The organism is Hymenobacter sp., assembly GCF_036388155.1.
GTDB lineage: Bacteria > Bacteroidota > Bacteroidia > Cytophagales > Hymenobacteraceae > Hymenobacter.
On the sequence record NZ_DASVSI010000018.1, the window covers coordinates 1 to 23,466 of the forward strand.

The 23,466-nt window shown below is 59.2% G+C and carries 22 protein-coding genes; 18 read left to right on the plus strand and 4 right to left on the minus strand.

Annotated elements, in window-relative coordinates:
* A partial coding sequence (locus tag VF629_RS02595) for a transposase (RefSeq protein WP_331056918.1) occupies window positions 1-124 on the plus strand: 124 nt, incomplete at its 5' end.
* A gap of 92 nt (window positions 125-216) precedes the next feature.
* Here the strand turns inward: VF629_RS02595 and VF629_RS02600 are convergent.
* Both VF629_RS02600 and VF629_RS02605 read right to left on the minus strand, forming a co-directional pair.
* Entirely contained in the window at window positions 217-1,059 is an 843-nt protein-coding gene (locus VF629_RS02600; RefSeq protein ID WP_331056889.1) for an FRG domain-containing protein, read from the minus strand.
* A gap of 165 nt (window positions 1,060-1,224) precedes the next feature.
* The gene (locus VF629_RS02605; RefSeq protein WP_331056890.1) at window positions 1,225-2,076 is read right to left on the minus strand and encodes an oxidoreductase; all 852 of its coding nucleotides are present in this window, start codon (window positions 2,074-2,076) and stop codon (window positions 1,225-1,227) included.
* Window positions 2,077-2,268: 192 nt separating this feature from the next.
* On the opposite strand from VF629_RS02605, the gene guaB reads away from it, so the two are divergent.
* From guaB to VF629_RS02650, 9 genes are all read left to right on the plus strand, one after another.
* Window positions 2,269-3,747 (plus strand): IMP dehydrogenase, encoded by a 1,479-nt coding sequence (guaB, locus tag VF629_RS02610; RefSeq protein WP_331056891.1) that lies wholly within the window; start codon window positions 2,269-2,271, stop codon window positions 3,745-3,747.
* Between the two features lie 180 nt (window positions 3,748-3,927).
* Window positions 3,928-6,027, plus strand: a complete 2,100-nt coding sequence (locus tag VF629_RS02615) for a SpoIIE family protein phosphatase (protein ID WP_331056892.1) — start codon at window positions 3,928-3,930, stop codon at window positions 6,025-6,027.
* Window positions 6,028-6,042: 15 nt separating this feature from the next.
* On the plus strand, window positions 6,043-6,372 hold the full coding sequence (locus VF629_RS02620) for an STAS domain-containing protein (RefSeq protein ID WP_331056893.1): 330 nt from the start codon (window positions 6,043-6,045) through the stop codon (window positions 6,370-6,372).
* 94 nt (window positions 6,373-6,466) lie between these two features.
* On the plus strand, window positions 6,467-6,880 hold the full coding sequence (locus VF629_RS02625) for an ATP-binding protein (RefSeq protein WP_331056894.1): 414 nt from the start codon (window positions 6,467-6,469) through the stop codon (window positions 6,878-6,880).
* Window positions 6,881-7,130: 250 nt separating this feature from the next.
* Window positions 7,131-9,452, plus strand: coding sequence for a peptidylprolyl isomerase (locus VF629_RS02630; RefSeq protein ID WP_331056895.1), 2,322 nt, complete (start codon window positions 7,131-7,133; stop codon window positions 9,450-9,452).
* A 211-nt stretch (window positions 9,453-9,663) separates the two neighbouring features.
* Complete coding sequence (locus VF629_RS02635; protein WP_331056896.1) at window positions 9,664-11,058, plus strand: peptidylprolyl isomerase; 1,395 nt, start codon at window positions 9,664-9,666, stop codon at window positions 11,056-11,058.
* A gap of 152 nt (window positions 11,059-11,210) precedes the next feature.
* Window positions 11,211-12,176 carry a MoxR family ATPase gene (locus tag VF629_RS02640; protein WP_331056897.1) on the plus strand — a complete coding sequence of 322 codons (966 nt, stop codon included), beginning with the start codon at window positions 11,211-11,213 and terminating at the stop codon, window positions 12,174-12,176.
* Between the two features lie 122 nt (window positions 12,177-12,298).
* A complete protein-coding gene (locus tag VF629_RS02645) occupies window positions 12,299-12,724 on the plus strand; it encodes a hypothetical protein (RefSeq protein WP_331056898.1) in 426 nt (141 codons plus the stop codon).
* 162 nt (window positions 12,725-12,886) lie between these two features.
* Entirely contained in the window at window positions 12,887-13,447 is a 561-nt protein-coding gene (locus VF629_RS02650; RefSeq protein ID WP_331056899.1) for a GNAT family N-acetyltransferase, read from the plus strand.
* A gap of 3 nt (window positions 13,448-13,450) precedes the next feature.
* On the opposite strand, the gene VF629_RS02655 is transcribed toward VF629_RS02650, so the two are convergent.
* Window positions 13,451-14,482, minus strand: coding sequence for a hypothetical protein (locus VF629_RS02655; protein WP_331056900.1), 1,032 nt, complete (start codon window positions 14,480-14,482; stop codon window positions 13,451-13,453).
* A 397-nt stretch (window positions 14,483-14,879) separates the two neighbouring features.
* Here VF629_RS02655 and recA point away from each other — a divergent pair, with 397 nt between their 5' ends.
* The 5 genes from recA to VF629_RS02680 all read left to right on the plus strand — a co-directional run bounded on the left by recA (window position 14,880) and on the right by VF629_RS02680 (window position 19,974).
* Entirely contained in the window at window positions 14,880-15,977 is a 1,098-nt protein-coding gene (gene recA, locus VF629_RS02660; protein WP_331056901.1) for a recombinase RecA, read from the plus strand.
* A gap of 189 nt (window positions 15,978-16,166) precedes the next feature.
* On the plus strand, window positions 16,167-16,979 hold the full coding sequence (locus VF629_RS02665; protein ID WP_331056902.1) for a DUF3108 domain-containing protein: 813 nt from the start codon (window positions 16,167-16,169) through the stop codon (window positions 16,977-16,979).
* Window positions 16,980-17,273: 294 nt separating this feature from the next.
* Window positions 17,274-17,969 carry a response regulator transcription factor gene (locus VF629_RS02670; protein ID WP_331056903.1) on the plus strand — a complete coding sequence of 232 codons (696 nt, stop codon included), beginning with the start codon at window positions 17,274-17,276 and terminating at the stop codon, window positions 17,967-17,969.
* Between the two features lie 124 nt (window positions 17,970-18,093).
* Window positions 18,094-19,155: a sensor histidine kinase gene (locus tag VF629_RS02675; RefSeq protein WP_331056904.1), complete on the plus strand. Its 1,062-nt coding sequence runs from the start codon at window positions 18,094-18,096 to the stop codon at window positions 19,153-19,155.
* A 105-nt stretch (window positions 19,156-19,260) separates the two neighbouring features.
* Window positions 19,261-19,974, plus strand: a complete 714-nt coding sequence (locus VF629_RS02680) for an RluA family pseudouridine synthase (protein ID WP_331056905.1) — start codon at window positions 19,261-19,263, stop codon at window positions 19,972-19,974.
* Between the two features lie 6 nt (window positions 19,975-19,980).
* On the opposite strand, the gene VF629_RS02685 is transcribed toward VF629_RS02680, so the two are convergent.
* A complete protein-coding gene (locus tag VF629_RS02685) occupies window positions 19,981-21,444 on the minus strand; it encodes a glycosyltransferase family 87 protein (protein WP_331056906.1) in 1,464 nt (487 codons plus the stop codon).
* A 210-nt stretch (window positions 21,445-21,654) separates the two neighbouring features.
* Here VF629_RS02685 and rplM point away from each other — a divergent pair, with 210 nt between their 5' ends.
* From rplM to rpsB, 3 genes are read left to right on the plus strand one after another with little or no spacing between them, the layout of a single operon-like run.
* Window positions 21,655-22,107, plus strand: a complete 453-nt coding sequence (gene rplM, locus VF629_RS02690) for a 50S ribosomal protein L13 (RefSeq protein ID WP_331056907.1) — start codon at window positions 21,655-21,657, stop codon at window positions 22,105-22,107.
* Window positions 22,108-22,143: 36 nt separating this feature from the next.
* Window positions 22,144-22,530: a 30S ribosomal protein S9 gene (gene rpsI / locus VF629_RS02695; protein WP_331056908.1), complete on the plus strand. Its 387-nt coding sequence runs from the start codon at window positions 22,144-22,146 to the stop codon at window positions 22,528-22,530.
* Between the two features lie 18 nt (window positions 22,531-22,548).
* The gene (gene rpsB / locus VF629_RS02700; protein WP_331056909.1) at window positions 22,549-23,316 is read left to right on the plus strand and encodes a 30S ribosomal protein S2; all 768 of its coding nucleotides are present in this window, start codon (window positions 22,549-22,551) and stop codon (window positions 23,314-23,316) included.
* The last annotated feature ends 150 nt before the right edge of the window (window positions 23,317-23,466 follow it).

A 23,466-nucleotide genomic window follows, 5' to 3' on the forward strand; every position in this document is an offset into this window, starting at 1 on the left:
CCGCATTGAGCGGCTCATGGGCCGGCTCAAGCAGTTTCGCCGCCTGGCCACGCGCTACGACAAAACCGCCAGCAGCTACCTCGGCTTCGTGCACTTCGTCTGCGCCTTACTCTGGCTTCGCTAATTGTCCGTACAACCTAGTCGGCACGCGTCACAGACGCACGCCAGCGCCCGCCCTGCCATTCTTCATTCCTCATTCAATTAGTTAGCCCGTAGTTAGCCCGGCAGCTCCCCGCCAGGGCCACCTACATCCTGGCCCCGGGCCGGCGAATAGTGCCGGTGCAGCCACCGGCTGAGGCCGCTGAGGCCGGGCAGCAACACCCGCTCGGTGATGTTGGCCTGGTCGAGTTTGTCGCGAACTTCCCACTTGAGCTCAGCGGGGATGATGATGCGGAAATACAGCTCAGGGCGTTCTTGGAGCCAGTCGTGCAGTACGCTTTGGGCCGTGCTCATCAGCGAAAACAAGGCGTATTGGTGCACAATGCGGGCGTCTAGGCTCGGCGGCTCCAGGAACAGCACGTAGGGCTCGGTTTGCAGCTCTTCCAGCTCGCGCAGACTGCTGCTCACGGGTTGAAGCAGCTCGGAGGTAAATACGTTGGAGCCTTCCAGCTTCAGCACTTGGCGCAGGCGCTCGGGCAGGTGCTCGGCAGCTTTTACGTAGTTCAGGGCCCATACTATGCCGTCTTCGTGATAAGCTTCGAGGTCGTCGGTGGCGAAGTGCAAGGCCACGTAGGGCGAGTAGGTCCAGTCGAGCAGGCGGGTGGGCAGGCCGTGGTGTTGGGCCAGCGCGAGCCAGTCCCAGGTGGTGCCGCCTTCGGTCGGCAGGGTGGTGTCGTGGGCGTACTTGCGGAAGTTGCGCAGCAAGTGGTGCTCCAGGTGGTGGTATTGGCCCCCGAGGCGTTGCAAGCTGGTGTCGAGGCGGTAGAGGTGCGAGCGGCTGCCCCGGTAAACGAACGGCGAGCGAAACCGCCCGATGCGCCCGTCCCAGGTATTTTGGAAAAGCAACCGTTGTAGGTCTTCCCAAGAGTTGGCGCGATGGTCGTTGACAGAAAGGGGCATGAAGGGAAAAAGAGGTGGACCCACAAGAACGGTAAACTTGCCCCTTTTGATAACGCGGAGCTTATCAGGGCAGTCGGCAAGCAGTTGTCGAATTATAAGCAAACGGCCTGCTTTCCGCTTGATTTAAAGCGAAAAGCAGGCCTTCTGAGTTACTCAGCGGCGCCGCTACTCGCCGGCGGGAAAATCGGCGGCGTCGCCCATTTCGGCGTATTGCTCCAGCTCTTTGGTGAGGGCCGAAAATTTATCGCGGGCGCCTTTCACGGCGGCTTTGCCTAGTGGCAGGTGCAGGGGCGGGTTTTCCATCTGCACCACGTCGTACATGGCGTGGGCGGCGCGCACCGGGTCGCCGGGCTGCTTGCCGCTGTAGCCCTGAATCCCGCGAATGTTCTCGCCCACCGTGGCCTGGTAATCGTCGATGCTGGTGTTGGCAATGGTGGCCGACTCGCCGGCCCACTTGGTGCGGAAGCCGCTGGGCTCAATGTTGGTAACCTTGATGCCGAGCGGGCCCACTTGCTGGCTCAGGCTCTCGCCGATGGCTTCGAGCGCAAACTTGCTGGCGTTGTAGATGCCCACGCCGGGGAAGGTTTTCAGCCCGCCGATGCTGGTAATGTTGAGCACGTGCCCCGACCGGCGCTCGCGTAAGTGCGGCAGCACGGCGCGCAGCACGTGCAGCGCCCCGAACACGTTCACGTCGAACTGCCGGTGCACTTCTTCGGCGGGCACTTCTTCGATGCTGCCCATGGAGCCGTAGCCGGCGTTGTTCACCACCACGTCGAGGTGGCCGAAATGGGCAATGGCGTCGGCCACGGCGGTTTTCACTTGAGATTCATTGGTCACGTCGCACACCACGCCAAACGTGCGGCCGGCGTCGCGGGCCGTGAAGTCGGCGGCTTGCTCGGGCTTGCGGAAGGTGGCGGCCACGCGGCCGCCTTTTTCAAGAATATGAGTGGCCAGGGCTTCGCCGAAACCGGACGAGGCCCCGGTGATGAACCAAGTTTGGGAGGTGGAATCAGCCATGAGAATTGCAGTGAGATGAGTGCCGCATAAGACGCGGCAGCGCCCCGAATTGTTTGGGCGGCCCACCAAAACGGCTTCGGAAGCAATGAAAGCAAAAGAATAACAGCCCGACGGGTTGATAACTGGCCCGTAACCCAACTTCTCGCCGTAACTTTGACTGGCAAAAGGTCCCAACCCCCAACCCCTTTTGCCATGGCGGATTCCGCAACCCCCAAAATTGCCTTCGAGGCCCTCACCTACGACGACGTACTGCTCTTGCCAGCGTACTCCGAGGTTTTGCCCCGAGACTGCGACACCGGCACCCGCCTCACCCCCAACATCCGGCTGCACACCCCGCTGATTTCGGCGGCCATGGACACCGTCACGGAGTCGGACATGGCCATTGCGCTGGCCCAGGAAGGCGGCCTTGGCATCATCCACAAGAACATGTCCATCAAGGCGCAGGCCGAGCAGGTGCGCCGCGTGAAGCGCAGCGAGTCGGCCCTGATTCAGGACCCGTTCACCCTGACGCCCACCGCCACCCTCGCCGACGCCCGCCAGCTGATGCGCAAGCACAACATCGGCGGCATTCCCGTGGTCACCGACGACCGGCTGCTGCAAGGCATCCTCACCAGCCGCGATTTGCGTTTCGAAGCCGACCTGACCCAGTCCGTCACCACGGTCATGATTCCGCTGGCCCGCCTCGTGACCGCCCCCGCCGGCATCGACCAAGCCAGCGCCGAACAGCTGCTCACCGACAGCAAAGTGGACAAGCTGCCGCTGGTGGATACCGAAGGCCGCCTCGCGGGCCTGATGACGTACAAAGACATTCGGAAGCGCCGCCGCGCCCCGCACGCCAGCAAAGACGGCCAGGGCCGCCTGCGCGTGGGGGCCGCCGTCGGCGTAACCGCTGACTTGCTGCCCCGTGTGGCCGCGCTGGTGGAAGCCGGCGTCGACCTCGTCAGCCTCGACACCGCCCACGGCCACTCCAAAGGCGTGCTGGACGCCGTGCGCGCCATCAAAGCCGCCTACCCCAAGCTCGACGTGATGGCGGGCAACGTGGCCACCGCCGCCGGCGCCAAAGCCCTGGCCGAAGCCGGGGCCGACGTGGTGAAGGTGGGCGTGGGCCCAGGTTCCATCTGCACCACGCGCATCATTGCCGGCATTGGCGTCCCCCAGCTGTCGGCGGTGCTCGAAGCCGCTCGGGGCTTGGAAGGCACCAGCGCCACGCTGGTAGCCGATGGCGGCATCAAGTTTTCGGGCGACATCGTGAAGGCCCTGGCGGGCGGCGCGGCGGCCGTGATGGTGGGCTCGCTGCTGGCCGGCACCGAAGAGGCACCGGGCGACCTGATTATTTACGAAGGCCGCAAGTACAAATCGTACCGCGGCATGGGCTCGGTGGAAGCCATGGAAGACGGCAGCAAGGACCGCTACTTTCAGGACGCGGAGGACGACGTGAAGAAGCTGGTGCCCGAGGGCATCGTGGGCCGCGTGCCGTTCAAGGGCAACGTGTCGGAGGTGATATACCAGCTGGCGGGCGGCTTGCGCGCCGGCATGGGTTACGTGGGCGCGGCCAACATTGCGGCCCTGCAAGAGGCGCAGTTTGTGCGCATCACCGGCGCGGGCCTGCGCGAGTCGCACCCGCACGACGTGCAAATCACCCGCGAGGCGCCCAACTATTCGAGCCGGTAAACCGGGTTAGCTTTAAGCCTTGACCCATAACGGGCACCACAACCTTATGCCAGTGGTGCCCGTTGATGGGCCCTTGATTGGTGGAAATGTTTTTGCAAGGCCGATTGTATCTTGCACACCAATTGAGCGCCAATTATGGGCGCAACGGGCGGTGCCCTTGTGTTATTCCTAGTTCTGTCTGTGCCCCAACGTTACCTCTCTTTTCTGCTGCCTTTCAGCCTATTGAGTTGGGTACTGCTGCTGTTGAGCGCGCTGAGTCATTCGGGCGCGGGCCCGTGGCTGGGCAATTGGCCCCAGTGGAGCACCCAAGTGACGCAGGGCGCATTCGTGTTGGGCGTTTTCCTGTATTACCGCTACCAGCCTGCCCCGCTGAAGGGGCAGGCGTTTGTGCGGCTGCTGCGGCGGCTGCTCACGGGCCCGGGCTTGTTGGCGCTAGCTTGCGTGGGCCTGCACCTGCTAGAGCGGCTGGCCAAGGACCAGCCCGTATTCGGCAACAACAGTCTGCTTTTCACAAGCATTTACACCGTCAACCTGGGGCTGTTCGTGGTGTTCCTGGCGCGCACCAATTACGCGTGGCGGGCGCTAGTGCTATTTCGCTCTTCGCCCAAGCTGCAACGCGAATGGACGCTGTTTGAGCTGCTGCTGGGCGCCACGCTGCTGTTTCGGCTGTTGGGCGTCGACCCACCGAACTATATCGGCATTCCCATAGTGGTGGTGCTGGGCTTTTTTGGCGTCTACCTCAGCGGCCATCAGAAGTGGGTGGCGTATTTGAGCCAGCGCGAAAAATGGCGCGCCGTGCTACTGCAAGCGGGCTTGCTGTTTGGCGTGCTGGTGTTTGTGCAGTACTTCCGCATTACGCAGGCCGACCCGCAGCTCATTGCCCCGCAGGCCCAGTATGCGTTTCTGCTGCTCACGGCGTTTTTCTCGGCTTTTTATGCCTTGATGGGCTTGCTGGTCACGTTTTTCAACCTGCCCATTGCCGACGTTATTGAGCAGCGGCGCAACGAAATCCTGCGCCTGCAGCGCCTCACCCAAATCATTCAGCGCGGGCAGACCACGGCCGAGGTGTACAACATCCTGCTCGAGTCGGCGGTGCAAACCGTGCAGGCCGACGCCGCCTGGCTCGACCTCGACCCCGGCCACGCCAACGTAGGCGCCGCCGCGGCTACCCAGTATTATAACCTTACCTCTGAACAAGCCCATGACCTGCGCGTTCGGCTACGGGCTTACGACTTGCCCGAGGGCGAATTCATTACCAACGACTTGAACGCCCGCGTGGGCTTTGAGGGCGCGCCGCAGCATTTCCGGTCGCTGCTGCAGCTGCCTTTGCGCGGCCTGCATTTCAACTACGGGGTGCTGTATCTGCTGAAGCTGGAGCCCCACACCTTCGACCGCGAAGACCTCAGCATCCTGCAAACCTTCACCAGCCAGGCGGTGCTCAGCATCGAAAACCTGGAACTGGTGCGCACCTCGCTGGAAAATCAGCGGACGCAGGAAGAACTAAAGATTGCCTCCCAGGTACAGGAAAGCCTCATTCCGAAAAATTTGCCCACGGACAACTGGTTCGACATCAGCTCGCACTCGCTGGCGGCCAAGGAAGTGGGCGGCGACTTCTACGACTTCCTGCACCTGCCGGGCCGCCGCTTGGCCGTCATCATCGGCGACGTGAGCGGCAAGGGCGTGACTGCCGCTTTCCATATGGCCCAGATGAAGGGAATTTTCCACTCGCTGATGCAGGAAAACCCCCTGGCCAAAAACGAGAGGGACAAATTCCCGGTGCCCAGCAAGTTCATGGCCCAGGCCAACGCCGCCCTCACGCACTGCCTGGAGAAGTCGTCGTTCATCACGTCTTCGCTCTATATCATTGATTATGAGCAGGGCGGGTTTGTGTTTGCGCGAGCTGGGCATTGCCATACGCTGTACTACCACGCCTTGCGCGAAGAGGTGTTCTACTTCGATTCGGCGGGCCTCGGGCTGGGCATCATTCGCAATGCGACGTACGAGAAGCACATCAAGAACCAGTTCTACGACTACAGCCCCGGCGACGTGATGGTGATTTACACCGACGGCATCGTGGAGGCCCGGGGCGCGGGCGGGGCCGAATACGGCGAAGACCGACTGAAACTGCGGTTGGAAGAGAGCTATTTCCAGGAAGCCGAGGACATTAAATCTTACATTCTCGACGACCTCAACGCGTTTACCCTCGGGTATCCGATTCACGACGACCAGACCCTGCTCGTCATAAAATTCAAGTCCGCCCAACCCCCACCGTTGGCCTGACGTATCGACCTCATTATGAAAGTAACTGCCCTCCCCTCCGCCGATACCCTCACCCTCGTGCTCGACGGTGAGCTAGACGCTAGCTCCGCTATTGTACTTGATACTGAACTGGCTAAGCCCGACATCCTTAACTACCGCAAGGTGCTCATCGACTGCGCCAAGCTCAGCTACATTTCTTCAGCGGGCCTGGGCGTGTTCATCTCGCACCTCCAGCGGTTCCAAGACGCCAACGTGAAGCTGGTGTTCTTCAACATGCAGGAAAAAGTGTTCAACGTGTTTGAGATTCTTGGCTTGGATGCCCTGATGACCATTGTGCCCAGCGCTACCGAAGCCGAAGCCGCGTAATTAATTAAGAATTAGTAATTAAGAATTTGCTCCTTTGAAACCATTGAAGCCATGCTGAAATTTTTAATTTCTAATTCTTAATTACTAATTATCCATGAAGTCTACCCTCCGCATTGCCTGTTCCCGCAGCCACCTCCAGCAGGTGCGGGACTTCGTGCGGAATTACCTCAGCAACCGCAACCTACCCGACGTCACGGTCAACCAGGTGGTGCTGGCGATAGACGAGGTGGTGGCCAATTTCATCATTCACGCCAACGGGGAAGACGAAACCCAGTTCCTGGACTTGGAGCTGACCTTTAAGCAACACGAGCTCAACGTGGAAATAGCCGACAACGGCGACACTATTTTCCTGCCCGAGCCCCACCAAAGCCCCGACCTGCGCGCCTACATCCGGCAGGGGCGCCGGGGCGGCATGGGCATGGCACTGGTCAACCGCCTCATGGACCGGGTGGAGTTTTTCACCCGCGGCAACCACACCGTGTGCCACCTCAGCAAGCATTTGGCCTAGGCAGCGCCTCGTTGCCTCTCGCTACGCGTCAGGTTGAGCTTACCGGAACGTCTTCCCTGCAAAAGACCTTGAACTTTGGCAGGCGGGACATACCGGCAAGCTCAACCTGACGTTCTTTATTTACCGCCCCGGTTATGCGCTGCTTGTCAGCTTTCTTTCCGTCCAGAAATTAGTTAATTTCGCACCGGTAATTTTATGCCCGCACGGCTGTTTTCTACCAGGCCGGCGCTTTTGTTTCCTCATTCATCCTATGCACAAACGCATTCTGTACGCCGGCGCAACCGCTGTTACGCTGCTGGCGGGTTGCCAGGCTTCTAAACCGGCCGCTTCGGCCAATGCGGCGGCTCAGGCCACCGGCCCAGCCGTCGAAACCTTGGGAAACTACCCGGTGCCGGCCAACGAGTTTGCCTACGTGTACCGTAAAAACAACAGCGCGGCGCCGGACTTCGGCACCCGCCAAAGCGTGGCCGAGTACCTGGACCTTTACACCAACTTCCGCCTCAAGGTACTGGAGGCCGAGCAGCGCGGGCTGGATACGACCCAAGCCTTCAAGCGCGAGCTCGACGGCTACCGCCAACAGTTGGCCCAGCCGTACCTGACGGAGAAAAGCGTGACCGACCAGCTGGTGCGCGAAGCCTACGACCGCATGAGCCAGGAGGTAAATGCCTCGCACATCCTCATTCGCGTGGCGCCCGATGCCACGCCGCAGGACACCCTGGCAGCTTACCAAAAAGTAGAGAAACTCCGCCAACAGGCGCTGGCCGGCGAGGATTTTGGCCAACTGGCCCGCAGCCAGAGCGAAGACCCCTCGGCCAAGGAAAACGCCGGCAAGCTGGGCTACTTCACGGCCATGCAGATGGTGTACCCCTTCGAGACGGCCGCCTACAAAACGCCGGTGGGCCAGGTGTCGGCACCGGTTCGCACCCGCTTTGGCTACCACGTCATCAAGGTGAACGACAAGCGGGCTGCGCAGGGCGAAATCAAAGTGGCCCACCTCATGGTGCGCATGAACGCCAACGCCCCCAAGGCGGACTCGCTCACGGCCAAAAAGAAGATTGACGAGTTGTACAACCGCCTCAAAAAAGGCGAAAACTGGGATAAGCTCGTGGCCCAGTTCTCCGAAGATGCCGGCTCGGCGGCCAATGGCGGCGAGTTGCCGCCCTTCGGCACGGGCCGCATGATTCCTTCATTCGAAGAAGTGGCCTTCAAGATGCAGAAGCCCGGCGAGATTGCGCCCCCGGTGCAAACGCCCTACGGCTGGCACGTCATCAAGCTGATTGAGCGCCAGCCCGTGGCCAAGTTCGCCGACGTGGAAGCTTCGCTGAAGAGCAAAGTGGCCAAAGATTCCCGCTCGGAGCTGAACAAGGCGGCTTTCCTGAAGCGCGTGCGCCAGGAAGACCAATTTGTGGAGGTTCCGGCCGCCAAAACCTATGCGTTTAGCAAGGCGGATACGGCGCTGGTGGCCGGCCGTTTCAAGTACACCGCACCAGCTGCAACCGCCAAGGCCCCCAAAAAAGGCGCTGCAAACGACAATTCTGCTCTCTTCACCATCAAGGGCAAGCCATACACGGTAAAGGACTTTCTGACTTACGTGCAGCAGAACCAGCGTCCGCGCACGGGCGCGCAGCCCAGCTTTGCCATGCAGCAGCTCTACGACCAGTACGTAGAGCAGTCGCTGACCGAGTTCGAGAAAAACAGCCTCGAAACCAAGTACGAGGACTACCGCATGCTGGTGAAGGAGTACCGCGACGGCATCCTGCTCTTCCAGCTGATGGACGAGAAGGTGTGGAGCAAGGCCATTGAGGACACCGTGGGCCTGAAGAAATACTTCGCCGAGAACCAAGCCAAATACCAGTGGGAGCAGCGCGTGCAAGGCACCGTGGTAAGTGCCGCCACGCCGGCGTTGCTGGCCCGCGCCCAAAAGGAATTGAAAGCCGGCCGCTTCCCCGTCACCAAGAACGTGCCCAAGGCCGCCCCTTTCCGCAGCGGCACGGCCATGCTCACCAAAGGCGGCGGGCTGGTGCTCGACGACATTGCCAAGCGCATGCTGCAAGACACCTTGGCACGGGTAACCCTGACCGGCCGCGTGAAGAAAGGCGAAAAAGCCAGCTTGGCAAAAGCCCGGGCCGACGAGGCAGTGCGCTACCTCCGCACGCGTGGGGCTTTCGGCCGCCGCATCAGCCAAGCAGCGCCGGTGGCGCCGGCGGCGGAAAGCGTGGTGCAGCTGGCGCTGGTCAGCAGCAACCCTGCTGTTATTGAAGCCGAGCTGAATGAGAGAAATCCCTTATCGGTGCAAATCACGCAGAAAGTTTTCCAGAAGGGCGACAACAAGGTAATGGATGACTTGCTGGGCAAGGGCCCCGGCACTTACAACGTGCAAAAGGACGGGCGCTACTACGCCGTGACCATCGAGAAGGTGTTGCCTCCCGGCCCCAAAACACTGGCCGAGGCCCGCGGCCAAGCCACGTCCGACTACCAGACCTACCTCGAAAAGGAGTGGATTACCCAAATGCGCACCGCCCGCCCCGTGAAAGTGAACGAGGCCGAAGTGAACAAACTAATCACGAAGTAAGCAATGGGTGAATGCAGAGGACAACAATCCGAACGGCTCATTCGCCCCTTCACCCATTCACCCATTGCTCCCCCCTGCAACCTTCTGGGCCAGGCAATACTCCTTGGTTTTGTCCGCCAACGGATTTATAATGAAATTTGTGGGCTGGTTCGTGTGTTACGCGTCCACAGCCCGAGCTCTGGCGTTTGGCGGGGCTTTATTTTGCTACTCTATGCTTGTTAAAATGAATCGCGCCGCTGCGTCAGCCCTGCTTACGCTGCTGCTCTTCTTGGGCATTGCGCCCGCCTCCCAGGCCCAGTTGGGCATCACTCGTCCCAAAGGGCAGCAACTCCTCGACGGCATTGTGGTGAAAGTGGACAACCAGATTGTGCTGCAGTCTGACGTGGAAAACATTTACCTGCAGGAAATGGCCCGCGCCGAAGGCAAGCCCATGCCGCCCGACCTCAAATGCAAAATCGTGCAGAGCCTGGTGCTGAACAAGCTGATGCTGGCCCGCGCCGAAGTCGACTCCGTGACCGTGACCGACCAGCAGGTAAACAGCGAAGTCGACCGCCGCATGGCCTATTTCGTGCAACAGATTGGCTCGGAAAAGCGCCTCGAGGAGCAGTACAACAAGCCCATCAAGGCGCTGAAAGACGACTTGCGGCCGCAAATCAAGGACCAGCTCACGCAGCAAAAAATGCAGGAAACCATCACCGGCAAGGTGGCGGTGACGCCGCGTGAAGTTCAGCAGTATTTCAACCGCGTGCCCAAGGATAGCCTGCCCTACTTCAGCACCGAAGTGGAAGTAGGTCAGATTGTGGTAGCCGCTCAGGTGAACGAAAAAGCCAAGCAGGCTGCCATTGCGAAGCTCAACGACATCCGGGCGCAGGTGCAAGGCGGCGCTGATTTTGCTACGCTGGCCAAGCAGTATTCCCAGGACCCCGGCTCGGCCAAAGAAGGCGGCTACCTCGGCTTTTTCAAGCGCGGCGAATTGGTGCCGGAATACGAAGCGGCTTCGATGAAGCTGGAGCCCGGCCAACTGTCGCCCATTGTGCAGTCGCAATTCGGCTTTCACCTCATTCAGTTCATCGAGCGCAAGGGCGCCACGTTCTCCACCCGCCACATTTTGCTGAAGCCGGAATCGGGAGAGGCTGATGCCGGCGAGGCGGCCAAGACGCTCGCCAAGCTGCGTCGTCAAATCCTGTCCGACAGCATCAGCTTTGCCAAAGCTGCCAAGGATAATTCGACCGACAAAGCCACTTCGGGCAACGGCGGCTTGCTGCAGAACCGCCAGGACGGCAGCAGCCGCATGCCGCTCGACAAGCTCGACCCGGCCGTATTCTTCACCATCGACACGATGAAGGTGGGCCGCATCACCCCGCCCCTGCCCTACCGCACCGACGACGGCAAGGACGCCATGCGCATTCTGTGGCTGAAGTCGAACACCCCGCCTCACCAGGCCAACCTGGAGCAAGATTACCAGAAAATTGCCGCCGCCGCCCTGAACGAGAAACGAAACAAGGCGCTGGACGAGTGGTTTGAGAAGAACCGCGGCACGGTGTACCTGGAAGTAGCCCCCGAATACGCCCAGTGCAAAGTGCTGGAAGGCACCGAAAACAAATAACCTACCTTTCTGTCATCCTCAGTTGGCGTCGGCGCAGCGAAGGACCTTATCACGCAAGAACAGTTGGTTCAACGATGATAAGGTCCTTCGCTGCGCGGACGCCAACTGAGGATGACGGTTTTTTATCTCATCAGCTCAGTTTTTGACCTCGAATGGCTCAATTTCCTTCCGATAAAGAAGCTGCCGATTCTCTGGCGGCGTCGTTCCAAAAGTTGCGCCAGGAGATTGGCAAAGTCATCGTGGGACAAGACGAGGTGGTGCGCTTGGTGCTCACCGCCGTGTTTTCGCAAGGCCACAGCTTGCTGGTGGGTGTGCCCGGCCTGGCCAAAACGTTGCTGATTCAGACCATTGCCGACTCGCTGGACTTGTCGTTCAACCGCATCCAGTTTACCCCCGACCTGATGCCGTCCGACATCGTGGGTTCGGAAACCATGAACCAGCAGCGGGATTTTCACTTCGTGAAAGGCCCCGTGTTTGCCAACATCATTCTGGCCGACGAAATCAACCGGACGCCGCCCAAGACGCAGGCGGCCCTGCTCGAGTCGATGCAGGAGTACGCCGTGACCGTGGCCGGCCAACGCTACGCCCTGGCGCGTCCCTTCTTCGTGCTCGCCACCCAAAACCCCATCGAGCAAGAGGGCACTTATCCCCTGCCCGAAGCCCAGCTCGACCGCTTCATGTTCAACATCGAATTGGGGTACCCGAGCTACGCGGAAGAGCTGAACATCGTAAAGAACACGACGTCCGACCGCAAGCAGACCGTCAACAAAGTCCTGCACGCCGCCGACATCCAAGCCTTCCAGGAGCTGGTGCGCCGCGTGCCGGTGGCCGACAACGTGGTGGAGTACGCCGTGGGCCTGGTGCACAAAACCCGCCCCGGCACCGAGCGGGCGGCTCCCCGGGCCACGCAACTGCTGGAGTGGGGCGCCGGCCCCCGCGCTTCCCAGCACCTCATTGTGGGCGCCAAATGCAACGCGTTGCTCAACGGCAAGTACTCGCCCGACATCGAGGACGTGCGGGCCGTGGCGGTGCCCATTCTGCGCCACCGTCTGGTGCGCAACTTCAAGGCCGAGGCCGAGGGCGTGGGCGTTGAGCAGATTGTGAGAGAGTTGTTGTAAGGGGCTTGGGGCTTAGGTACTTTGGGACTTGGTTTTTATTGAGCCACACGAAAACCCATAGCTCCAAAGCCCCAACCCTAAAATACCCAAGACCCTAAGACCCCAAGTTCCAAAGTCCCCATATGGAAGCCCAAGCCTACTACCAGCAATTTGAGCGCAACGTCCGCATCATTCTCGATGCCTTGGCCGCTGGCCTCGACCTGCGCACCACCGCCCTTGCCACCAGCCTGCCCATTGAAGTGTACGTGCTCTGCGAGGTGCTCAACCAAGGCGCTGGCGAGACCTTCGCCCTCACGGCCACCGGCGTGGCTAGGCTGGCCGAGTTTCAGCAGCAGTTCATGCAGCACGAGAACCAGACGCTGGCGGCCATGCAGCGCGTGCTGGCCGACAAGCGCGGCACGATGCGCACGCCCGAAGGACGCGTGCTCACCAAGGAAATGCTCATTCGCCGCCTCGAGTTTTTCAACGAGGCCGCCCGGCAGGTGAACGTGATGCGCACCCAGCAAGCGTTGGGCAGCCCCAGCCAGTACGAAGGCGTAAACAAGTAGACGGCTGCTTCTTTTACTTTAGGCCCCATGGCGAAGGCCGCGTTTTCAAAGGAACGCGGCCTTCGCTTTTTTCTGAAACGGTATAAGGCCGTTAGGAACCACCACCGGAACCCAGCCTAACTTTTGGTCGGCTATGGCGTAGCTTCTGCTGAACCACTGCCCATGTTGCCCCAGACGCCGCTGCTTACCTCCCGCCTTTGCCTTCGGCCCTACGAATTGACGGATGCCGCGCAATTCTTCGCCCTGCTCGACGCCGACCGCAGCCGGTTCCAATCGTCTTTTCCCGACCGCCTGCAGGCGGTACAAGACCCGGTAGATGCAACGGTGGCCCTGCGCGCATTTGCCCAAGACTGGCAGTCCGGCCGTTTCTACGTGTTTGGCATTTGGAGCCGCCATTCCGGCGCTTACCTGGGCGATATCTGCCTGATGCCGCAAACCCAGGGCAAGGCCGAAATCGGCTATTACTTGGCGCTGGAAGCCGAAGGCCACGGCTATGCCCGCGAAGCGTTGGCGGCCGTGGTGCGCTTTGGGTTCGACGCCGTGGGCTGCCAGCGCTTGCTCATTCGCTGCTACGCCGACAACCTGCGGGGCCAAGCCGTGGCCCAAGCCATCGGATTTCAGCCAGAAGCCCCGCCTAAGCGGCCGCTGTGGTTCCGCAATTCCGACACGGTCAGCAACATCATCCGCTTCTGGCTCAACCGCGAAGGCCAGCCGGGTAGCTGAGGGCTATTGCCCCACTCTCACCCGGCGCCTCACGTTGCCCAGCAGCCACTCCTGTCGGAAGTTGAAATACATTTCCAAGGAATAGTCCAGCAGCCCGGCGTTGAGGTCGAACACGGGCTGCACGCGCGCCGTGAGGGCAGCGGCGTCGGAAATGCGAATGTCGCGCATGAGGCGCACGAAAACGAGTTGACGGTTCCGGTCCAGAAAATTCGGGTTCGACACCGTGCGGGAAGCGCTTTGGTAGAGGTCGCCGCCCAGTGGCGCTACATAGCGCGAGCCCTGCCAATAGCTCAGCATCACGTCGGCGTAGCGGGTTTCCAGGGTCGCGTTGAGATACAGCGCGCGGCCGTACTTGAATGGGAACTGCCCCGGTGAAAACGAATAATTCTGAAAGGCAAGCCCATAGCCGCCGAACCGAAAAGCCCGCACATTAGGCCCAGCGAAGCTGCGCCGCGCTTCCACTCCAAAGGCCTCATTGAACGAGGTTCGCAAGGGCCTTTCTAAGGTGTCAATCTGGCCACCCCGGTGGGTGGCGATAAATTGAAACGGCACCGCCACGTGCCACCGGCTACCGTTGCGACTAATGCGGTAGCTGCTGCTCACGCCGCCCGCCACTTCCTCCTGGTAGTTGCTGTAGCGGTACTGCTGGCGCTGCCAGTCCACCCACTGGTCTACCCGCAACCGGTCGCTGAGATAGCGCACCTGAATGCCTTCCTCCAGCGGATTTAGCATTACCCGCTCAAAGTTGAACATCGGCTCGATGTAGTTGTGGTGCAAATGCGGCCGAATGTTGCCCAAAATTATCTGCTGCTTGCCCTTGGTCCAAGTGGCGCGGAACGTGGGGCGCACCTGCTGCAACACCGGGTTGCCAAAGTCTTTCCAGAGAAAAATGCCGCCTTCGAGGCGCAGGTCTTTTGTGGGGTAATAGACGAGCTGTGGATTTAGCTGTGTGCCATAAAGCGTGTAGCCCTCGATAATCTTATTGAAATACTCGTTGTCTTTGAAAAACACGAAAGCGTGAAGAGAAACCCTCATGTCGCCCGCTTGTGGGGCCGTATTGACTGGCCCACGGCCACCGCTTTCGCTGGTTGAGTCGCTATCATTTCGATATGCATCTGGCAAGCCAATGCCCGCGCTATTAAAAAAAATCGTGTCGTCTTTGAGCCCCGGCCGAGGGCTTGTAAACGCCCGATTGTCCAGTTGCGCCCGTGCCTCTCCCACTCTAATTAGCACAACCACAAGGCCAACTAAAAATTTTAGATAATTCCTCATATATTTCCGCTTTCTACGGCACGAATCCTAAGGGTTGTGTGTTAGAAAAAGCCGCCGCAAAAGGGCCTATCCGAAGTTTTAGTCGAGGAATAGAATTATCTGATTGCGGCGTCACCAAAACCCTTAACTTTACCAAACCTAATTCCTTTTTCCCATCCCCATGGCAGTAGCTACCGAAAAGGCCTCGAAAGCCGACAAGGCTGAGACCAACGTCGCAGCCGAAAAAATGAAAGCCCTCCAGCTCACCCTCGACAAGCTGGACAAAGCCTACGGCAAAGGCACTGTGATGAAGCTCAGCGACAACAAAGTTGGCGACATCCCGAGCATCAGCACCGGTTCGCTCTCGCTCGACATTGCCCTGGGCATCGGCGGCGTTCCCCGTGGCCGCGTGGTGGAAATCTACGGCCCGGAATCGTCGGGTAAGACCACCCTGACCATGCACATGATTGCTGAGGCGCAGAAAAAAGGCGGCATGGCCGCGTTCATCGACGCCGAGCACGCCTTCGACAAATCTTACGCCGAGAAACTCGGCATCGACACCACCAATTTGCTCATTGCCCAGCCCGACAACGGCGAGCAAGCCCTCGAAATAGCCGACCAGCTGATTTCCTCGGGTGCCATCGACATTATCGTCATTGACTCCGTGGCGGCCCTCGTGCCAAAAGGCGAATTGGAAGGCGACATGGGCGACTCGAAAGTGGGCCTGCACGCCCGCCTCATGAGCCAGGCCCTGCGCAAGCTCACCGGCACCATCAACAAAACGGGCTGCTGCTGCGTGTTCATCAACCAGCTGCGCGAGAAAATCGGCGTGATGTTCGGCTCGCCCGAAACCACCACCGGTGGCAACGCCCTGAAATTCTACGCTTCGGTTCGCCTTGACATCCGCCGCATTGGCCAAATCAAGGAGGACAAGGACAACGTGACCGGCAACCGCACCAAGGTGAAGGTGGTGAAGAACAAAGTGGCGCCGCCCTTCAAGGTGGTCGAGTTCGACATCATCTACGGCCAAGGCATCTCGAAAGTCGGCGAAATCGTGGACCTCGGCGTCGACATGGGCATCATCGCCAAGTCGGGCTCGTGGTTTAGCTACGGCGACCAGAAAATCGGTCAGGGCCGCGAAGCCGTGAAAACCCTGTTGCTCGACAACCCCGAGCTGGCCGAGGAAATCGAAGGCAAAATCCGCAACATGGCCAAGGGCGACGCCGACGTCATCCCCGTGGACCTGACCATCGTGGAAGACGGCGAGGACACGCTGTAGTCTTGGCCCGGCGCATCAGGGTTACGAGCTAGGGGTCAGCGAGTTTTAACTTCTGATTGATAACTTTTGACTTAACAAAGGAAAGCCCGTCGCAATCTGCGACGGGCTTTTTTACGTCTGTATATTTGAGCCCACGTAGGCTGGCATTGCGTTTGTCTAGGCCTTGCGTCTCTATCCTTTATCGTTATTATGAACCGCCGCTGGCTCCTCTTTACTCCTGCGCTTATTCTTCTATTGGCGGCTGCACAGCCGGCGCTGGGCCCCGGCGATGCAGTGCGCAGCGTGCCGCAGTCCAGCTTTGGGCGCGGTGAGGTCATTAAATACACCGTCCACTACGGCCTCATCAACGGCGGCGAAGCCACGGTAGAAACCGCCGGCAGCCTGGAGCGCGTGAACGACCGGCCCTGCTACAAAGCCACCGTGAGCGGCAAAACCACCGGCTCGTTCGACTTCTTCCTGCGCATCCGCGACCAGTGGCGCGCTTACATCGATACCACCAGCATTTTGCCCCTGCGGGCGCAGCGCGACATTGCCGAGAAGAACTACCGCAAAAAGGAAACCGTAGAGTTCGACCACTTACACGACGTGGCCGAAGTGCAGGACCACACCAAAAACCGGCGCAAAACCGTGAAGGTGTTGAACAACACCCTGGAGCTGGTGAGCGGCTTCTACTACCTGCGCACCCTCAACTTCGACCGCATGCGAGTGGGCGAAATCGTAAAAATCCCCGGCTATTTCGACGGCGACAACGTGATGCTGGACGTGGTCTACAAAGGCCGCGAAATAGTGGAAACCAAAGCCGGCAACGTGCGCACCTTCAAGCTGGTGCCCAAGATGCCCAACAACAAGCTTTTCCGCGGAGAAAACGCCATTTCGGTGTACCTCTCCGACGACCGCAACAAGATTCCGGTGCTGTTTCAGGCCGAGATGTTTGTGGGCACCGTGAAAGTGGACATGGTGAAATACCAAGGCCTAAAATCGCGGCTGAACATGGTAAACTAGGACCACAGATTGCACGGATTTTAACGGATTACAACGGATTTTTTGTGGTTCTGTGCGGTTGAAAGCGAAATACTGACGCATGTAAACAAAAAGAGGCGGCCCACGGAGGCGGCCTCTTTTTGTTTACATGCGTCAGTTTTGGAAATACCAACAAACTGCGCAGAACCACAAAAAATCCGTTGTAATCCGCTAAAATCCGTGCAATCTGTGGTCACACAATCGTAACATAGCCCGGCAAAGGCAAAGCGGTACTTTTGCAGGCGCAACAATTGCTTCACTTAAGCCCGTAACGCCGTGACTGCTCCTAAATCCGCCGTGTACAAGATACTTGTCGTTGACGACGACCCGGACATCGTTGAGCTGTTGGAATTTAATCTTCGGAAAGAGGGCTACGAAACCGCCTCGGCGGCCGACGGCCGCAAGGCTCTGGAAGTAGCCGCTGACTTCAACCCCGACATCATCCTGCTCGACGTGATGATGCCTAACCTCGACGGCATTGCCACCTGCCGCCTCTTGCGCGAGCAGCCCAAGTTCAAAGACACCTACATCCTGTTTCTCACCGCGCGCGCCGAGGAATTTTCCGAAGTGGCTGCCTTTGAAGCCGGCGCCGACGACTTCATTGCCAAACCCATCAAGCCGCGCGCCCTCCTCGGCCGCTTGGCCGCCGTGAAGCGCCGCGACCAAGACCCCCACGCCGCCGTCGATGCCATCGACATCAACGGCTTACGCATCGACCGCACCGGCTTTGCGGTGTACCAGGAGGGCAAAAAAATCACGCTTCCCAAGAAGGAATTCGAGCTACTGGCCTTCCTCGCCGCGTCGCCCCACAAGGTTTTCAACCGCGAGGAGTTGCTCCAGAACATCTGGGGCAACGACGTATTCGTGCTGGCCCGCACCGTGGACGTACACGTGCGCAAAGTGCGCGAGAAAGTAGGCGACCACCACATCCAAACCATTAAGGGCGTGGGCTATAAGTTCAACGCAGACTAATAAACCGACGGTCTATTGCGCCGATGCCGTAAAGCCGACTCTGCCTCAGAGTCGGCTTTATCTTTGACGCGCCGGCAAGGCCATTTCAGCACATCAGCACCTCACCCCATCAGCATTTTAACCGATGAACCTGTCTTCTCGCACCATCGCCGTCCTCATTGCGCTGTTGGTGGCGGCAGTTCTCACGACCTACGCCCACATTGGCCCCACCCTGCCGTTTCGGGAGGCTTTCTTGGCCGCTGGGGTCACGGTAGCCGCGTGCTTTTTGCTGGTGTACTTGTCGTTTGAAGCCTTAATTTTTAAAGAAATCAACGGCATCTACGCCGGCCTGGAGCACATCAAGCGCAAGGAGTTCAAAAAGCTGAGCAACAAATTTCTGTTTCGCCCCGAGCCCGTGAAGCGGGTGCGCGACGAAATTCTGCTCATGGCCGAACGCCGCCAACAAGAGCTTGACGAATTGGTACGGCTGCAAGCCTTGCGGCGCGAGTTTCTGGCCGACGTATCGCACGAGCTGAAAACGCCGCTTTTCGCTGCCCAAGGCTTTGTGCACACCATTCTGGACGACGAGGACGACGACATCGACCCAGCCATGCGGCGCAAATTTTTGCACAAAGCCGCCACCAGCCTCGACACCCTCGACGCCCTGGTGCAGGACCTGGTCACCATTGCCCAGCTCGAAAAAGGAGTGGTGCGCATGCGGCGGCAGCGGTTCGATTTGGTGGTACTGGTGCGCGAAATCTTCGAGCTCCTGGAACAACAGTCCGCCCGCCGCGGCACTGTGCTGGAGCTGTTTCCGCCCACGCTGGCCACCGCCAGCCTGCCCGTCGTGGCCGACCGCAACCGCATTCGTCAGGTGTTGGTGAACCTCATTGACAACGCCATCAAATACGGCCGCGACCAGGGGCGCGTGGTCGTGGCGCTGGTGGAGGGCAACCGCTCGGTGCGCATCGCCGTGCGCGACGATGGCGGCGGGATTGCGCCGGAGCACCAAGGCCGCATTTTTGAGCGGTTTTACCGCATCGACAAAAGCCGTTCGCGCGAGTCAGGCGGGTCGGGCCTGGGACTGGCCATCAGCAAGCACATCGTGGAAGCCCACAAATCGGCCATCAAAATAAAGAGCGCCATGGGCGAAGGCACCACGTTCGAGTTTAAGCTGAACAAGCCCAAAGGCGGGCACAAGGAGTAGGCCCTTGGCAACTTGGGGACTTGGAAGTTTAAGCCCACACCAACGAAACCAAGTTCCTAAGTCCCCAAGTACCCAAGCCCCTGCTCTCTACCTTTGCGGCTCCTTATGAAGCTCCCCCATTTCTCTGACCTCGTAATTTTCGAAAACGACGACTACCTCGTCGTCAACAAGCCGCCGTTCCTGGCCACGCTCGACGAGCGGGTAGGCGGCGCGCCCAACATGTTGCGCCTAGCCCGCCAGCACCACGACGACATTCAGGCCGCGCACCGCCTCGACCGCGAAACCAGCGGGGCCCTGGCCTTCGCCAAAAACCCGGCCGCTTACCGCCACCTCGCCATGCAGTTCGAGAACCGCGAGGTGAAAAAGCAGTACCACGCCGTGGTGTGGGGCACCCCGCAGTTGCAAAACGAGGTAGTGGAGCGCAACATCGAAACCACCAGCCGCGGCAAAGCCCGGCTAGCCTACAAAGGCAAACCGGCCGAAACGCATTTTACTACCCTGGAGACTTTCAGCCGCCATGCGCTGATGTTGTGCGAGCCCATCACGGGCCGCATGCACCAGATACGCCTGCACCTCATGTACCTGCAAGCTCCCATCGTGGGCGACAAAGACTACGGCGGAGAGGATTTTTATCTTTCCTCGCTAAAGAAGAAATTCAACATGAAGGAAGGCGAGGAAGAACAGCCGTTCATCAAACGTTTCGCGCTGCACGCCATGCGGCTGCAATTTACCGGGCTAAACGGCGAAGAAATAGCCGTCGAGGCACCTTACCCAAAGGACTTTCGGGTGCTGGTCGAGGCGCTGCGTCAGAACCAGTAACGCAAATTACTGCACGCGCTCAAACACGATAACGCGCGTGGTGTCCCGCTCCGGGTGCAAGCGGTTGCGCGGTTGCGCGTCTTGGTAGAGTTCCCGATAGCGGGCGTCGGAGCGTAGCTTGGGCAGTTGCACGTGGCCTTCGGTGCGGGCAAACCAGTCGTCCCACACCAGCAGCGTCCCCACGGGCAGCGACTCAACCAGGCCGTCTGGGCTCACCACAATGGTGGGGTGCTGCGCCGGGTCAAAAATGTTGTTTTGGGTAGCTACCGCCACGTAAGGAAACTCGTACGCCAACGGCCGCGTGCCCTGCCCGTACGTCTTGCGAATCCAGGCAGCGGCGTTTTCCACCACTTCTTGGTCGGGCGGGCGGGCGAAGTCGCGCTGCCAGCGGAAGCCCTGCCGCGTTCCGGCAAATAAAAAGGCCACCACGGCGACCACGGCGGCAACGCGAATGCGCCGCTGGGCTTCTGGCGTTTTGCCCATTTGCGTCAGCCAGGTCAAGCCCCGAAGGGCCACCACGGCAAATAGTGGTACCGTCACGGTGAGCACTCTGGTCATGCCAAATGAATTGAACAGCCCCAGTCCCCAAAAAATGGTGTGCGCAGCAATAAAGACGCAAATGCTGCCGTAAATCAGCAGCAACTCTGCGCTGAACAGGTGGCGTTGGCGGTGCTCGGGGTGCAGGAAGTCAAGCAGCATGCGCACGCCCCCCACCACGGCCAGCAGCAGCAGCACCCAACCCAACAGCCCGGGCAGGCTAAACACAAAATGGTCCCATTCCCCGTGCCCGTACACTGACTTGGTGGCATAAGGATTATGCCCAAAAACCCAACCGGGTTCATGTAGTACAATGGCCCCCACTGCGCTGAACACCGCGTAGCCAAGCACCAGCAGCGGCAGGTAGCGCCACTGCCGGCGCCACGCGAAGTACACCACCCACAGCCCAATCAGGATAAAGCCCTCGGACCGCACGAAGGGCAGCCAGGAAATGAGCGCCGCCGACCACCCCGGCCGGTTCGTAACTGCCAACGCCACTGCGCCCACCAGCACCAGCCCAAACAGCGGCTCCGTGAGACCCGAAAACTGGATGATAAAATAGTCCGGGGCCGCGTAAGCAAACAGAATAGCCAGTTCTGGCATGGGCAGCCGCAGGCTACGGGCCACCACATAGGCGCACCAAGCCGACAATGCCGTCACGCCGCACTGGAAAAGCTTCATGCCCATAAACCCCGCCTGCGCTGGCACCGATGCCAGGAGCGTGAACAAGGGCTTGGCCCACGAGTCCATGTAATTCATGGGGTACTGGAATGCGTGCCGCGCAAACAGGTAGTGTTTGATGCTGTCGCCCGAATCATAGGTGTTGTTCGTGACGAAAGCCATAATGACCGATACCAGCAGCAGAACGGCTAATAATAGCAGGGCCCGACGAGCAGAAGCAGCCGAATGAGGAAGCGCAATAGATGGATTCATGGCGAACAATAAGCCCCAAAAGTACGCTTGTGCTCACTTGACCCCACCTATCAGCTTTGTTAAATCGCCCGAATCAAGAAGTTAGTGGAAAAACTACTTGCCCACGTTTGGCTATTTCTCCATAAATCAGTACCTTTGTGTCCGTTTTTCCCGAAGCCCAACCGGCTCCGCACTCTTATTCAATAGTTTAGCATACCTTTTTTTCGACTCATGGACCACCTGAGCTTCAAGACGACCCACGTCAATAAGGCCAACGCCCAGAAGAGCTGGGTTATCGTAGACGCCAGCGTAGCCCCGCTGGGCCGCGTTTGCTCGCAGATTGCCAACATTCTGCGTGGCAAGCACAAGCCTTCGTTTACCCCCAACTCGGACTGCGGCGACAACGTCATCGTTCTCAACGCCGACAAGCTGCGTGTAACGGGCAAAAAAATGACCGAGAAGGTCTACATCACCCACTCGGGCTACCCCGGCGGCCAAAAGCGTCGCACCGTGCGCGAGCAGATGAACCGCGACTCGCGTCGCGTTATCGAGCACGCTGTGAAAGGCATGCTGCAGGACAACAAGCTGGGCTCGGCTCAGTACCGCAACCTGTACGTGTACGCCGGCACCGAGCACCCCCACGAGGCGCAGCAGCCCGTGGCCATCGAACTCAAAAACCTGTAAGCCACAACGGCTTGCTTTCTTTAATTTTTCCACTAAATGGCAATTACCAACACCTCTGGTAGAAGAAAAACCTCGGTGGCCCGCATCTACATGCAGGCCGGGCAAGGGAATATCACTATCAATGACCGGGATATGAAGTCGTATTTCAGCAATGAGTTGCTGGAAAACGTAGTGAACCAACCCCTCACCCTCCTCGAGCAAGTCGGCCAGTACGACATCAAGGTGAACGTGCGCGGCGGCGGCATTTCGGCTCAGGCCGAGGCCATCCGTTTGGCTATCACCAAGGCGCTTGTGAGCGACAACGAGGAGACCCGTCCTGCTTTGAAGAAGGAAGGCTTCCTGACTCGCGACCCGCGCATGGTGGAACGCAAGAAATTCGGCAAGCGCAAAGCTCGTCGCTCGTTCCAGTTCTCGAAACGCTAATTCAGGAGGAAACATATCATGGCCCAGACTACCTATAAGGACCTGCTCGACGCAGGTGCCCACTTTGGTCACCTCACCCGCAAGTGGGACCCCAAAATGGCGCCGTACATCTTCATGGAGAAGAACGGCATCCACATCATTGACCTCAACAAGACGTTGGTTTCGTTGGATTACGCTGCCACTGCTATTCGCAACATCGCGAAGAGCGGCCGCAAAATCATGTTCGTAGCCACGAAAAAGCAAGCGCAGGAAATCGTTACGACGGAAGCCGAGCGCTTGAAAATGCCTTTCGTTACCGACCGGTGGTTGGGCGGCATGCTCACCAACTTCGCCACGGTTCGCAAGAGCCTGAAGAAGATGGCCACCATCGACAAGATGGTGAAAGAGAACACGGCCTACGCCGCACTGGCTAAGCGCGAGAAGCTGATGATGTCGCGTGAGCGTGAGAAACTTGACCGCGTGCTCGGTGGCATCGCCGACCTCGGCCGCCTGCCCGCTGCGCTGTTTGTAGTGGACGTGAAGCGTGAGCACATCGCCGTGAAAGAAGCTGCTAAACTGGGCATCCCGGTTTTCGCTATCTGCGACACGAACTCGAACCCCGAGTTGGTACAGTTCCCGATTCCGGCCAACGACGACGCCTCGAAGTCCATTCAGCTCATCGTGGGCGTGATTGGCAAGGCCATCGAAGACGGCTTGTCGGAGCGCAAAGTTGACAAAGAAGACGCCGACCGCAAGGAAGCCGACGAGGCTGCCATTGCTGAAAAGACGGCTGCTGACGAAGAATAGTCCCTTCCGAGCTCTTTGAAAAAAGGGAACCTTCGAGTAGCTAGGCTCCGGAGGTTCCCTTTTTTATTTGTAGCGCGGACTTTTAGTCCGCGACCCTTCCTAAAAAATAACCATTCACTTAATTCGCGGACTAAAAGTCCGCGCTACTTC

Bases quoted from the DNA above. Each gene is read 5' to 3' on its own strand.
- VF629_RS02600 (WP_331056889.1), bottom strand. From the start codon at position 1,059: ATGCCCCTTTCTGTCAACGACCATCGCGCCAACTCTTGGGAAGACCTA.
- VF629_RS02605 (WP_331056890.1), bottom strand. From the start codon at position 2,076: ATGGCTGATTCCACCTCCCAAACTTGGTTCATCACCGGGGCCTCGTCC.
- guaB (WP_331056891.1), top strand. From the start codon at position 2,269: ATGGCGGATTCCGCAACCCCCAAAATTGCCTTCGAGGCCCTCACCTAC.
- VF629_RS02620 (WP_331056893.1), top strand. From the start codon at position 6,043: ATGAAAGTAACTGCCCTCCCCTCCGCCGATACCCTCACCCTCGTGCTC.
- VF629_RS02625 (WP_331056894.1), top strand. From the start codon at position 6,467: ATGAAGTCTACCCTCCGCATTGCCTGTTCCCGCAGCCACCTCCAGCAG.
- VF629_RS02630 (WP_331056895.1), top strand. From the start codon at position 7,131: ATGCACAAACGCATTCTGTACGCCGGCGCAACCGCTGTTACGCTGCTG.
- VF629_RS02635 (WP_331056896.1), top strand. From the start codon at position 9,664: ATGCTTGTTAAAATGAATCGCGCCGCTGCGTCAGCCCTGCTTACGCTG.
- VF629_RS02640 (WP_331056897.1), top strand. From the start codon at position 11,211: ATGGCTCAATTTCCTTCCGATAAAGAAGCTGCCGATTCTCTGGCGGCG.
- VF629_RS02645 (WP_331056898.1), top strand. From the start codon at position 12,299: ATGGAAGCCCAAGCCTACTACCAGCAATTTGAGCGCAACGTCCGCATC.
- VF629_RS02650 (WP_331056899.1), top strand. From the start codon at position 12,887: ATGTTGCCCCAGACGCCGCTGCTTACCTCCCGCCTTTGCCTTCGGCCC.
- VF629_RS02655 (WP_331056900.1), bottom strand. From the start codon at position 14,482: ATGAGGGTTTCTCTTCACGCTTTCGTGTTTTTCAAAGACAACGAGTAT.
- recA (WP_331056901.1), top strand. From the start codon at position 14,880: ATGGCAGTAGCTACCGAAAAGGCCTCGAAAGCCGACAAGGCTGAGACC.
- VF629_RS02665 (WP_331056902.1), top strand. From the start codon at position 16,167: ATGAACCGCCGCTGGCTCCTCTTTACTCCTGCGCTTATTCTTCTATTG.
- VF629_RS02675 (WP_331056904.1), top strand. From the start codon at position 18,094: ATGAACCTGTCTTCTCGCACCATCGCCGTCCTCATTGCGCTGTTGGTG.
- VF629_RS02680 (WP_331056905.1), top strand. From the start codon at position 19,261: ATGAAGCTCCCCCATTTCTCTGACCTCGTAATTTTCGAAAACGACGAC.
- VF629_RS02685 (WP_331056906.1), bottom strand. From the start codon at position 21,444: ATGAATCCATCTATTGCGCTTCCTCATTCGGCTGCTTCTGCTCGTCGG.
- rplM (WP_331056907.1), top strand. From the start codon at position 21,655: ATGGACCACCTGAGCTTCAAGACGACCCACGTCAATAAGGCCAACGCC.
- rpsI (WP_331056908.1), top strand. From the start codon at position 22,144: ATGGCAATTACCAACACCTCTGGTAGAAGAAAAACCTCGGTGGCCCGC.
- rpsB (WP_331056909.1), top strand. From the start codon at position 22,549: ATGGCCCAGACTACCTATAAGGACCTGCTCGACGCAGGTGCCCACTTT.